This is a genomic window from Wolbachia endosymbiont of Menacanthus eurysternus (assembly GCA_029715105.1).
In the GTDB taxonomy this organism is placed as follows: domain Bacteria; phylum Pseudomonadota; class Alphaproteobacteria; order Rickettsiales; family Anaplasmataceae; genus Wolbachia.
Genome location: CP085695.1, coordinates 49,604 through 62,660, shown reverse-complemented (window position 1 = coordinate 62,660; position 13,057 = coordinate 49,604). Strand labels below are relative to the sequence as shown.

The 13,057-nt window shown below is 29.3% G+C and carries 9 protein-coding genes; 3 read left to right on the top strand and 6 right to left on the bottom strand.

All coding sequences use genetic code 11. The features are described 5' to 3' along the window. The first annotated feature begins 375 nt into the window (after positions 1-375). Entirely contained in the window at positions 376-2,178 is a 1,803-nt protein-coding gene (gene sdhA / locus LJI21_00255; GenBank protein WFW29750.1) for a succinate dehydrogenase flavoprotein subunit, read from the top strand. On the opposite strand, the gene LJI21_00250 is transcribed toward sdhA, so the two are convergent. The 6 genes from LJI21_00250 to LJI21_00225 form a co-directional block, all read right to left on the bottom strand. Further along, the gene (locus LJI21_00250; protein ID WFW29749.1) at positions 2,175-4,052 is read right to left on the bottom strand and encodes a hypothetical protein; all 1,878 of its coding nucleotides are present in this window, start codon (positions 4,050-4,052) and stop codon (positions 2,175-2,177) included. The genes sdhA and LJI21_00250 overlap by 4 nt on opposite strands. 275 nt (positions 4,053-4,327) lie before the next feature. Next, positions 4,328-7,465: a bifunctional proline dehydrogenase/L-glutamate gamma-semialdehyde dehydrogenase PutA gene (gene putA / locus LJI21_00245; GenBank protein ID WFW29748.1), complete on the bottom strand. Its 3,138-nt coding sequence runs from the start codon at positions 7,463-7,465 to the stop codon at positions 4,328-4,330. Between the two features lie 1,172 nt (positions 7,466-8,637). Beyond that, complete coding sequence (locus LJI21_00240; GenBank protein WFW29747.1) at positions 8,638-9,360, bottom strand: inositol monophosphatase family protein; 723 nt, start codon at positions 9,358-9,360, stop codon at positions 8,638-8,640. Positions 9,361-9,362: 2 nt separating this feature from the next. After that, on the bottom strand, positions 9,363-9,935 hold the full coding sequence (gene efp, locus LJI21_00235; GenBank protein WFW29746.1) for an elongation factor P: 573 nt from the start codon (positions 9,933-9,935) through the stop codon (positions 9,363-9,365). Positions 9,936-10,025: 90 nt separating this feature from the next. Further along, positions 10,026-10,574: a ribosome maturation factor RimM gene (gene rimM / locus LJI21_00230; GenBank protein ID WFW29745.1), complete on the bottom strand. Its 549-nt coding sequence runs from the start codon at positions 10,572-10,574 to the stop codon at positions 10,026-10,028. A 241-nt stretch (positions 10,575-10,815) separates the two neighbouring features. After that, positions 10,816-11,274, bottom strand: a complete 459-nt coding sequence (locus tag LJI21_00225) for a hypothetical protein (protein ID WFW29744.1) — start codon at positions 11,272-11,274, stop codon at positions 10,816-10,818. A 91-nt stretch (positions 11,275-11,365) separates the two neighbouring features. Between LJI21_00225 and miaA the strand changes: the two genes are divergently transcribed. Both miaA and rpsO read left to right on the top strand, forming a co-directional pair. Then, positions 11,366-12,253, top strand: coding sequence for a tRNA (adenosine(37)-N6)-dimethylallyltransferase MiaA (miaA, locus tag LJI21_00220; protein ID WFW29743.1), 888 nt, complete (start codon positions 11,366-11,368; stop codon positions 12,251-12,253). Positions 12,254-12,784: 531 nt separating this feature from the next. Next, a complete protein-coding gene (gene rpsO / locus LJI21_00215; protein WFW29742.1) occupies positions 12,785-13,057 on the top strand; it encodes a 30S ribosomal protein S15 in 273 nt (90 codons plus the stop codon).

Below are 13,057 nucleotides of genomic sequence, written 5' to 3'. Positions count from 1 at the left end.
ATTTTAAAATTCAATCTCTTAACAAGAAAATAAACCGCGAAATCAAACGATTAAACTACTTTTTATAATCTAACTATATTGCTATGTTATTATATTCATATTATAATAGAATTTAATAAATAAAAATAGGTTTCTCATAAACATTTTTTTGAACTTGAATTCTTATTGATAAATAAGATATCCCATAAATTACAATAATTCTCTTAATTGGAGATAAAGATTCCTTATTTTACAATAAATATAAAATAGTTGTAAAATTACAAACAACTTTAGTTATTGTTAACTAAATAACACTATAAAATTATATAAAAATCCATTGTTTCTAGAAAACATAATAAATTCTGATATTATTAAATCTATTATTAAAATAATAATATGGATAAACCAGCATATGAAATTATAGAACATGAATATGATATAGTGGTAGTAGGCGCAGGTGGAGCGGGACTTAGAGCAACACTTGAAGTAGCTACTAATTTTTCAGTTGCTTGTATTTCTAAAATTTTCCCTACTCGAAGTCATACCGTTGCAGCACAAGGTGGAATTAGTGCAGCCTTAGGAAATATTACTCAAGATGATTGGCGTTGGCATGCATATGATACAATAAAAGGTTCAGATTGGCTTGGGGATCAAGATGCAATAGAATATATGTGTAAAAACGCAGCTAAGGCTATCATTGAGCTTGAAAATTTTGGTGTACCATTTTCGCGTACAAAAAATGGTAAAATATACCAACGCGCTTTCGGTGGAATGACTACTCACTTTGGTGAAGGAGAATCAGCACGACGAACTTGTGCGGCAGCAGACAAAACTGGACATGCGATTCTTCACACTTTATATCAACAATGCCTTAAATTTAATGCAAAATTTTTCATCGAATATTTTGTAATTGATTTAATTATGGATAATAAAACAGATGCATGTTACGGAGTTCTTGCTTGGTCACTATGTCATGGTACCTTACATATATTTCGTGCACACTCTGTAATACTAGCAACAGGGGGGTATGGACGCATTTATCTCTCTGCAACAAGTGCTCATACATGCACTGGTGATGGTAACGGAATGATAATAAGAGCTGGATTGCCACTTGAAGATATGGAATTTGTACAATTTCATCCAACAGGAATATATGGTTCAGGATGTTTGATAACTGAAGGATGTCGCGGAGAAGGTGGATACTTGATCAATTCATATGGTGAAAAATTCATGCAATATTATGCACCAAAAGCAAAAGATTTAGCTTCTCGTGATGTAGTAAGCCGTGCAATAACAATTGAAATTAAAGAAGGTAGAGGTGTTGGGCCAAAAAAAGATCATATACACTTAAATATATCACACCTTGATCCAAAAATAATAAAATTAAGACTTCCAGGAATTATAGAAACCGCGAAAACTTTTGCTGGCGTTGATGTTACTAAAGATCCAATACCAGTTATTCCAACTGTTCATTACAATATGGGCGGAATTCCAACCAACTATCACGGAGAAGTAATTACCATTAAAGATGGTAATGAAAAAATAATAGAAGGATTGTATGCAATTGGAGAAACAGCGTGCATTTCTGTACATGGTGCAAATCGACTTGGTTCTAATTCACTTCTTGATTTAATCGTTTTTGGTAAAGCTGCAGCAATTAAAATAAAAGAAAAAATAAAATCTAACGCACCACATAAAAGATTACATCCAAACTGTACAGATTGGATAATTAATAGGTTTAACAAAACACGGTTCTCTTCTGGAGAACTAAAAGTATCAAAAATACGCAACAAAATGCAAAATACTATGCAAAAATATGCATCTGTATTCCGCATTGCTGAAACTTTAGAAAAGGGTAGAAAAACTATAAAAGAGGTAGCTAAAATGATACACAATGTTACGATCAAAGATCGCAGTATGATATGGAATAGTGATTTAGTCGAAGCACTGGAACTTACCAATATGCTTCCACAAGCAGTTATTACCTTAGAATGCGCAGCAAACCGCAAAGAAAGTAGAGGCGCACATACGCGTGAAGATTTTCCTGAACGCGATGATAAAAATTGGATGAAACACACAATAGCATGGTTTGAAGAAAGAGATGGTGAAATTAATATAAAAATTGATTACAAAAAAGTTGCTGAAAAAACTTTAAGCAATGATATTGATTTCATTGCTCCCAAAAAAAGAAATTATTAATTTACTTCTAGTTTTTCACAATCTTTTAATGATTGCACCAATATACTATCTACTCTATTTTTAGAAAAATTTTCGATACATTTCAAATGAAATGACTTTTCTCCTAAATCTACATTCCTAAAAAACTTTTCTAATTTTATATAAATAGGATAACATACTGCACAAATCGCTATAACGATAGATAAAGTTGACGCAATAGACATATTGCCAGCAAAAGCACTAAATACTGCAGCAAAAACCAACCCCCCAAATACCCATCTTACCACAGGAAAATCTATACTATTACTGCGTTTTTTATTTTTAGAGAACTTCTTATTTAAAGTTTCATTTACTTTCCAAGTAGGACATATACCCGTTAAATCATGAATTCTTTCTTTAGTATGATAATATTTCTTATTATCATATCTTTCTATTGTAATATGATCACTCTTATTTTCAGAACCATTTTGTAATAACATTGCACAAAATTCAGCAGTATAATAACGTTTCATAGGTCTTGGTCTAATCCATTTAGAAAAATCTTTTAATTTACTAGGTATTTTTTCTACTTGTCTAATTAGCGCTACCTGTGCAGGATACCTATTATCGTTATTCTTAGTATTTATAGCTCTACGCAATGCTTTTAATGATATCATGCCTTCTTCTTTTAAATCTAAAATTAATTTTAAATATATAATTTTATGCTCCCTCTTAAGGAGAGCAATGCGGTGCAATGCATTATCACCATTTACACCCTTAAAATTAATATCAGCCCCCATTTGCAACAATTTTAAAAAAAATCTTTTATCATAATTATTGATCGCTGAATGTAACAAATAATTACCGTTAACATCCGGAGTGTTAATAGTATATGATAAAATTTTTTTAATTTGTGTTTTTATCTCTTGTTTTAATTCAGGTTCCTTTATTGACTTTGATAACCTTTCTAAAAACTTAAGATAACATCTCTCATATTCCCTATCTAAATTTCGCAGCTCCTCTCTTGGTAGAAAAAAATCACTAATACTAATAAACCTTAGCTTAAATAAAGCTATAGCAAATTTTATTGTACTATCACTCCACTTTACAAATGGAATTTTAAAAATTTTTCTAATCTTTAAAGAAAATTCTTCGAAAGAAGAACCTTTATTAATTATTTTATCAACTAATAACTTTCGCATTGATAATTGCCATTTCTTGGAATTCAAAATAACCTCACTAAGTTCAGTTTTACATATTTTTTCTTTTCCTACTGATAAATTTAAATATTCTATCATTCTTTGCCACTCTTGTAATAGTAAAACATCGTAATGCAAAATATTGTTGCTATTCTTCTCTATACCTTTTTTTATACTGACATATAATACATTCTTTCTTTCTTTAGTACATCCTCTTCTCTCAATTTTTATATTATCACTTTGTTTTACCGTTTCCAATAAATAACTACTAATATTACTATTCCAATTAGTAATTTGAATTTTGTCGTCGCTACTATTTCCAATTCCGTTATAATGATAGCTATCTCTGTAATTATTACAGAAGTTTCGATTTATAACTTCTCCAAGAATATTAAAAATTACTCCTTCTACTTCTTTTCTTTTAATAAAAGAGTCTAACTCTCTCAATACTTCCTTTATTAATACCGGAAGAAAACACTGTATATAGTAACTATGATATTCCTCTCGTTCCCTAAATAACTCCTCTAACTTAATTAAAACTATAAAATCAGCACCTTCATTCAACAAACTCTTACATTTCTTAATAGTTCTATCTTGAGAAGTCGGTTCCTTTCGTTTATGTTTTTCTTTTGTTATTTTTCTCTCTATAATACTATACAACTGCTTGTCTTTTTCTTTTACTAAATTCTTACTTTGCGTTTTCATCCATACATTCATACAATTTACTAACTTATAACGCAGCTATATCTCACACTCATATTACAAAAACTCCCTCAACTCTTTAAACTCTAATACAATTAGACGTTTTATCAAAATAAAAAGAAAATCAAAAGCTTAATGTCATGAGACATACCTACTTTTATCATTTTATTTAACATAACCTTAACCTCAAATTTAATAAAAGTCTTACTAAAAGAATTTTAAATAACTTACAAACACAATCAACATAACTTGACCAAAAATTCTAATTAAAAAAAATAAACCTCATGTAATCAATCTAAATGTATTAATCCAGTATTACCACCAAACGCTGTAGTATTTATACTTACAACTTTTTCTGTAGAAAAACGATGTAAATAATAAGGCCCTCCTGCTTTTGGCCCAGTACCAGATAATCCTCTACCACCAAACGGCTGCACACCAACTATTGCACCTATTTGATTACGATTAATATATACATTCCCAACTGATATCTTCTTACTTATCAAATCAATCTGATTTCTTATACGACTTTGCAAAGAAAATGTAAGACCATATCCCGTGTTATTTATATCACTTATAACCTTATCCAATTGTGACTTACTAAATCGTATAATATGCAAAACAGGACCAAATATCTCTTGTCTTAATTGCGAAATCCTTTTTATTTCATAAATGCATGGAGAAAAGAAATAACCATTACAAAAATTTATATTTATAAATTTTTTAAATAAAAGATTTGAATCTTTATCTCTAGACATTTTCTCTGTATACTTACTTAAAGTATCAATAGACGCCCTATCAATTATTGGTCCAATATCGGTGCTAAACTGTATCGGGTCCCCAACTCTCAACTCCTGAGCTGCATTACATATCATCTTTATCTGTTTTTCAGCTATATCTTCTTGAATAAACAATACTCTAAGTGCAGAACAACGCTGACCAGCACTACGAAACGCAGAAATTAAAACATCTATTGTTACCTGCTCCAGAAGAGCAGAACTATCTACAACCATAGCATTTAACCCACCAGTTTCAGCAATAAAGGGTATAATAGGACCATTTCTATCAGCAAGTATTCTATTAATTAGAATAGCAGTTTGTATTGAACCAGTAAAAACTATACCAGAAACCCTATCATCTGATATTAATATTTTACCTAAACGACAACCATCTCCTGGAATAAAATGTAGCACATCTTTTGGTATTCCTGCTTCGTGCAATATCTCAATAACCTTATAAGCAACAATTGGTGTTTGTTCTGCTGGTTTTGCCAATACCGAATTACCAGCTACAAGCGCAGCTGCAATCTGTCCAACAAAAATAGCAAGTGGAAAATTCCACGGTGATATACATAAAAAAACCCCCCTACCTTCAAAAAAAATAAAATTATCTTCGCCAGTTGGGCCTGGTAATTTTCTCCATCTATTCAACTCACTTTTTGCTATCATTGCATAATAACGTAAAAAATCTACCGCCTCTCTTACTTCTGCTATTGCATCAGGTAAAATCTTCCCTGCCTCTACAATCAAAATATAAATTAACTTCTTCATCCTCTCTTCAAGCAAATCTGCAGCTCTTTCAAGACATTCAGCGCGCTTTCCCGCTGAAACATTTTGCCATTTTATAAAGGCACTATGTGCTATTTTAAGAGCATTTAAGGCCTGATCATCTGTTGTACTAGATACCTCTCCGATTACGTTTTCTAAACATGCTGGGTTAGTTACTTCAGTAAACTCAGTGTTACTAAATAGTGACTCCCCATCAATTATTGGTCCAATTTGCCATTTCTTTTTGCTAAATTCTTTTATATCGTTCATAAACTGTGAAATTACAACTGAATCACTGATATCCATTCCTAAAGAATTTTTCCTATCTTTTCCAAAGATATCTCGTGGTAACGGAATGCTGGGATGAGATTCATATTTTAAACTTTTAGCTTTTTCTAACGGATCAAAAACTAATTCTTCAATCTTAACATTAAAATCATTCATTTTATGAATGAACGAACTATTAGCTCCATTTTCAAGAAGGCGTCTAATAAGGTAGGGCAACAAATTACTATGCTTACCAACAGGTGCATATGTGCGACAATCTACACCTGTTGCCAATTCCGACATTACATAATCATATAAACCCTTACCCATTCCATACAAACGTTGAAACTCAAATCCAGGATGATTTTTGTCAGCAAGTTCTATTATAGTAGCAAAAGTATAAGCGTTATGAGTCCCAAAACACGGATAAAAATGACTTGCCTTGCTTAAAAGCTTCTGAGCACAAGCAAGATAACATACATCTGTGTAGCTCTTTCTAGTAAACACAGGATATCCATCTAATCCTAATTCCTGCGCATGTTTAATTTCTGAATCCCAATACGCTCCCTTAACAAGTCTTACCATAATTTTATGATTTGAACGAATAGCAATATCTTCAATAAAATCGAGAACAAGTAAAGCACGTTTCTGATAAGCCTGAACAGCTAAACCAAGTCCCTCCCAATCAGAAAGCGATTTATCAAAGCGTAATTGTTCAAACAAAATCAATGACATCTCAAGTCTCTCTGATTCCTCTGCGTCTATGCACAATGAAATATTATATTTTTTTGCCTCATGACAAAGCTCTAAAACCTTATTTTTTAATTCTTCAATTATGTTACTAAACTGACAGAATTCATAACGTGGATGTAATGCAGATAACTTTATTGAAATTCCATTTGATTTAAAACAATCACCCGTACCTATAAACTTACTACCTATAATTTTTATCGAATGCATATAAGAATTAAAATATTCCTCTGCATCTTCAGATGTACAAGCAGCCTCACCAAGCATATCGAAAGAATATAAAAATCCATCATCCGATTTTACGTTTTCTAATGCTTCCTCTATATTTTCTCCAACAATAAAATGCTTACCAAGCATTAACATTGCCTGTTTTACAGCTCTACGAATTACTTGCTCTCCTAAATTCTTGATCAACTTAGAAATAACATAATAAAATTTTGAATCTTCTTCGCTAGTCCTCAGTATACTACTACCTATCATTAAACTCCACGTAGAAGCATTAACAAACAATGAAGAGGAGCATCCTAAGTGTTTACTCCATTCTTGATTTACAATCTTATCCTTAATCAACTCATCTATTGTATAATCATCCGGTATCCTGAGTAATGATTCAGCAAGACACATTAGCGCCACTCCCTCATCATTAGAAAGCGAATATTGTTGCATAAATGAATCTATAATGTCTAACTTATTACCTTTAATCTTTTCAATAATTTGTTTCGCAATATTATAAATTCTATTTTTTGAATCAATTGAAAGTTCTGTTTTTTCTACAAGATAACGCACATAACTCTTTTCATCTGCACGATAAATCCCCTGTAAACGCTTTCTTAATTCATTAGGTTCCTGTATAGAGATGGTCATTAGCTATCTATTTCCTATATAACTAACCTGTATATAATATAAATAAAGATCTTTACAAAATATATGTAACAGATTATAACATAACTTTATCAAAGAATAAATCATTATTCGGTGACAAAAGAAGTCAACAAAATTATGGATTTTGCCAATTTTTGGTCTACCATAGATTTGCATATCCGCGTCAAATTTTTGTTAACACACCCCGTTTTACCACACACCTATCTCACTAAACAAAGTTTTTGTTTCCAACTTTTGGAGTATAACAAAAATATTATTTAATATAATATGATGACACAATATGACATTCAAATCTTCTCTTAATATTCTTATTATATTAAAGAGCAACACATTTTACAAATGTCTTCATTATCCACTATTTCATTTTATGATATAAATTACTTTATTTTATTCATCAATTATCAAAAGTTTTAATAGAAATTCTATAGACTCCTCCTCGTTTACACAATACTTGATTACATATTACAATGCTGATTACATAGATTATATATTATAATAATTAACATGTAAAATTTTATAAATCTATTTCGCAAAATCTACTAGTATACAAATACTAATAAAATAATAGCTATTTCAAATATACATTTCCTGAGAAAACAACAGGTTATTGAATAACTTTAAAAGTAAAAATTTTATACTCATCCCTTCAAATGGTAAAATAATTTACCACCATACATAATTTTTAAATAGAGCAAATCTTACACAGCAAATTACTAATAAAATAAAAAATTTTATACCAGATAAACATTTTATACATTTATAATATACTAACATATTTCTATTTCTTTTATTGAAATCAATTTCGTTACTTTAACATTTTATCAAAACAAACATTTTACTCACATATAAAAACTTACTGCACTCTATCAATTTAATGAATAAATTTTCTCCAAATTGCAATTTTACTAAACCGCAGTGACAATCAAATTTTACTTTTAGTTGAAATAGGCAAACTTATTTCTAGTTTATAGCACTATCATTATCCACTCAATCAAAATTAAAATTCAAAACATCTTATCTAAATAAATTATTTCTACAAACTAAATTCTCTAGTATCACGCTTATAGCTTAAATAATCCAAAAAACTCTAAAATATTTCAAAATTCAATTCCTATAATAAGAAACAACTTAAAAAAACTCTATTTTTAAAAAACTTAATTTATAACTTCTTTATTTATATTAATTTTAATATCTCCAGAAATAATCAACCCGTTATCCTCTATCAATCTTCCGCTACTTTCTTGCAAAAAAAGTCTACCAAGCAAAGTTTTATACCTACTAACCCCGGAATAAACTATTCCACTATATCTTCCTGCAGCAAAATATGCAAAACCCAAAATTATTGAACCTATAGAACGTACATTTTTATTATTAGATAGTAATTTATTCAATAAATTATTACTTGCATCTATTAAACATCCTTTATGATTTTTCACTCTCATTTTTATATAACGAGATCTAAAATCCTCAAGAAAAGCTCCCCTTTTTTCTTCTGCCCAAAAAGTCTCTCTCAAAGCAGGAGCATCAATTACAGCAGCTACAACCTTATTTTTATAGATTAAACAAACTGATACCGCAAAATAAACCATACAACTGGAAAAATTCTCTCTACCCTCTATAGGTATAACAAACCAAGTGTAAACATCATCTCTTATTTCCTGATCATTAATATTATCTTCAAAAACAAAACTATAATCCTGTTTATAATTATATAAACAATTATATATAGTTTGTTTGCATCTTAAATAAGTTTTATTAATAAAATCTGATGATCTAATACTAGAAATTTGCAGTTCATTGAAATCACGCATAAGCTGCTTTGAAGCACTACGTACAGAATAAAGCATTACATCGATCCGTGGCGATAAAATAGACAACCCTACCCCCTATTTTTTACCCTTCCATAGTAACTATCATCCACAGTATATACTATAATTTCATTCTCTTCTTCTATAAATTGAGGCACATTAATACGCATTCCATTTTCTAAAATAGCTGGCTTATAAGAAGAAATAACAGTTTGCCCTTTAATAACAGAGTCTGTTCCTTTTACAGTTAATGTAACATAATCAGGAACACGTGCAGAAATTATTTTACCCTGATAAATTATTACTCTAATCCTCATATTATTTTTTAAATAAATTCTTTTCTCTCCTAATAAATCTAAACCTATAATAATATGCTCATAATTATTTGGATGCATAAGATTTGCAATATCTCCTTCAGAAAAAAGATAAATATACTCCTGTTCATCTAAGATTGCTCTTTTAACTGTCACATCAGAACGAAATCTCTCATAATACTTTACTCCAGTTTTAATATTCTTCATTTCTACCTGTATATATGCACCACCCTTACCAGGCTTAGTGTGCATAACGCTTATTATCAAAAACAAACCTCCATTATATTCTAATATTTGACCAGATCTAATGTCGTTAGCTTTTTCTAGCACAATAACCCCTTCCTTCTGTTTTTTTTACTTACTTATCGAGTATATAATACTTCTTTACAAGAAATATCAAAACCTTTATTTAACTTAAAATTAACCAATAAACTCTGGAATATTAAGCGTTATATACTTCCTCTTCATGTTTATACGCGGAAATATCTCCTTAGTGAAAGAAAACATAACATTTTTTTTTTCACCGTTAACAAAAATCTCCAATACATCTCCTGATCCAAAATTGTATACAGATTTTACATAACCATATAGCTTGTCATTCCCTAATCTTACTTCCATATTAACAAGATCTCTCTCATAAAATTCATTTTTATTTAGTTTTGGTAACTTACTTCTTTCTACATATAATTTCTTATTTCTTAAATGCTCTGCCCCATTACGAGAATTTACTCCTCCTATCGTAGCTATCACTAAACTATCACTTAAAACAAATACTGAATCTATTTTATAATTCCTATTATCATCACTAATCAGCTCACCGTATAAAGAAATATTCTTCGGCTTTTCAGTAAAAGTTTTTATCTTAACAGCCCCATTAATCCCATGTGGAGAAGCAATAACTCCAAGACATACCAAATTAGTATTAACGTATTGATACTCGTTATTTTGATTAACAAAACTATCTTTCATCTCTTAAAATCTCTGATCTTTAAATAGAAAAGCAAAGCTCTCTAGCAAAATTACATAAACAACTAAACTTTACTCTCTGGTAAAAGAATAACACCCACATAACACTTAAATAATTCCATTTCTCATGCAAAATCAAAACTCTCAATCAAAATGAGACCCAAATAAAACAAAAGCTTTTATACAAAAACTAAAGTTTTAATTTCAATGCAAATAAAACAGATTTTGAGTCTCTTTAATATTATTACAATCCAAACTCTTCATTGATTTTATCAATTACTTCTTGTGGTGGATCTTTTCCCCATCCTGAACATATAACTTCTCCATAATCTGTAACGTCCATAGAACCTGTCCTACTTTTTGCAAGAAACATCTCTTTCTTATTTTTATCAATTAACACATAATGCCATGCATCCTTCCCGCAGTCTTTACCGCGAACTAAATATACGAGGTCTGATCTACTTCTTTTTGTTGAATTAACAAAAGACTTCTTGTTAACAACCTTGCTACTGCTTTTTACATTATCTCTAAATTCAGTTTTTCTTTTTCTTCTTACTACTTTCTCCAGTTTTTCTAATATACATCCCCTATTTTTAGTATTTTTAAATGAATATCTACTTGAAAAATTTCCTACACCAGCAACAACCTTACTCGTGTTTGCAAAACGCCTAACAAATGAATCACCACCATTACTGTTTTTCATAAAACTTGTCCTTTTCAAGAATATATATTATAATAAATTATCATGCAATAACTACAGTTTATATACAAGCTTACAAATCGATACAACAAAAGTGATTATCATTACAGGAATTACAGCTTCGGGTAAATCGAAATTATGCGATAACTTAATAAAAAAATATGAGAATATAGATATAATAAACTGTGATTCAAAGCAAATATATAAAGAAATCCCAATAATCACTTCGCAACCATCAAAACAAAAAAAAATTCATAAACTATATGGTTATGTTTCAGTAGTAAAAAATTACTCCGTAGGTTTATGGCTAAAAGATTTAAAAGGAGAAATAAATAATACACTAAAAAATTCACGAATACCCATTATAACTGGAGGAAGTGGACTTTATATAAGCAGCTTAATTAACGGTTTATCGGAAATTCCACAAATAAGTCAAGAAATAAAAAAAAATGTAAACGAACTTAAAAAAAAACTAAATAAAGAGGAACTATATAAGCTAGTACTGAACAAAGACCCAAAAATTCGAGGTAAAATATTTATGAACGACTCATATCGATTATCAAGAGCACTTGAAGTTATTCTTGAAACAGGTAAATCTATTTATACATGGCAAAAATATAAACAACCCCCTTTACTCAAAAATTTTAAAATATATATAATTCTACCTGAACGTGAAAACGTATATCAAAAAATAAATTCCCGTTTTATCAAAATGATTAAAAATGGAGTAATTGATGAGGTGAAAAAACTGTTCAGTATGGATATAGATCAACATTTACCAGCTATGAAGGCACACGGAATACCAGAAATTATAAAATATTTTAACGGTAAATTAAGTTTAAATGAAGCAATAGAAATTGCTCAAGCGAATACAAGGCATTACGCAAAACGCCAATACTCTTGGTTTAAAAAACACTTTCCAAGTGCTGAAATGATTGACTGCAAAAATGGACTAACAAAAATTAAAATCCCTAAATTATAAACATAACACCAGATTTTTAAAATCTAAATTTTCATTTTAATATCAACATTGAGAATCAATATATTACAATATACACAAGGGATACAGTGCCATGCTAAACTAAAATAGTTTTAGTTTTAACTAAAAATTTATAGCAATACATTTTATAGCAATAAAATAAAAGCAATAAATGAAATTTAAATTAAATTTTTAATATTTAAATAAATTTAAAAAATAAATAAAAATAACTTTCCAGCTCTGTTATCTCCTTAAATAACTAACAACTTAAACTAAATTCTACATAAATTCACTTATTATTGTCACTAGGCAACACACCATAACAACCTACCAAAATTAGAAAGGATTAGAAATTATATAAATATAGCTTGTACAGTTCAAAGAATTATGATATTGATTGGTTTCTATATTTATATTTTTATAGTTTAATTTAGCGGATTTTGCTTGCAATTACATAATTACAATAGTTTATACACAACATTAAATAAAACACTTGTTCTTTAATGTCTTTATCAATTGTTGATTGAGGTTTAAATGTCAATAACTTTAGAAAAAAAAAGAAATTTAATAAACATGTATAGAATTAAAGAAAATGATACAGGTTCATCCTTTGTACAGTGTGCTATTTTAACTTGGAGAATTATTAACTTAACAGAACATTTCAAAATACATAAAAATGATCATAATTCTAAGCGAGGTTTACTTATATTGATAGGTAGAAGACGCAAGCATTTAAATTATATAAAACATAAGTTTGGTAACGAGGTTTATCAAAAATTAATAGAAAAATTAGGCATTAGGAAATAA

Excerpts from the sequence above, each read along its gene's own strand:
- sdhA (WFW29750.1), top strand. The coding sequence starts at position 376 with ATGGATAAACCAGCATATGAAATTATAGAACATGAATATGATATAGTG.
- LJI21_00250 (WFW29749.1), bottom strand. The coding sequence starts at position 4,052 with ATGAATGTATGGATGAAAACGCAAAGTAAGAATTTAGTAAAAGAAAAA.
- putA (WFW29748.1), bottom strand. The coding sequence starts at position 7,465 with ATGACCATCTCTATACAGGAACCTAATGAATTAAGAAAGCGTTTACAG.
- rimM (WFW29745.1), bottom strand. The coding sequence starts at position 10,574 with ATGAAAGATAGTTTTGTTAATCAAAATAACGAGTATCAATACGTTAAT.
- LJI21_00225 (WFW29744.1), bottom strand. The coding sequence starts at position 11,274 with ATGAAAAACAGTAATGGTGGTGATTCATTTGTTAGGCGTTTTGCAAAC.
- rpsO (WFW29742.1), top strand. The coding sequence starts at position 12,785 with ATGTCAATAACTTTAGAAAAAAAAAGAAATTTAATAAACATGTATAGA.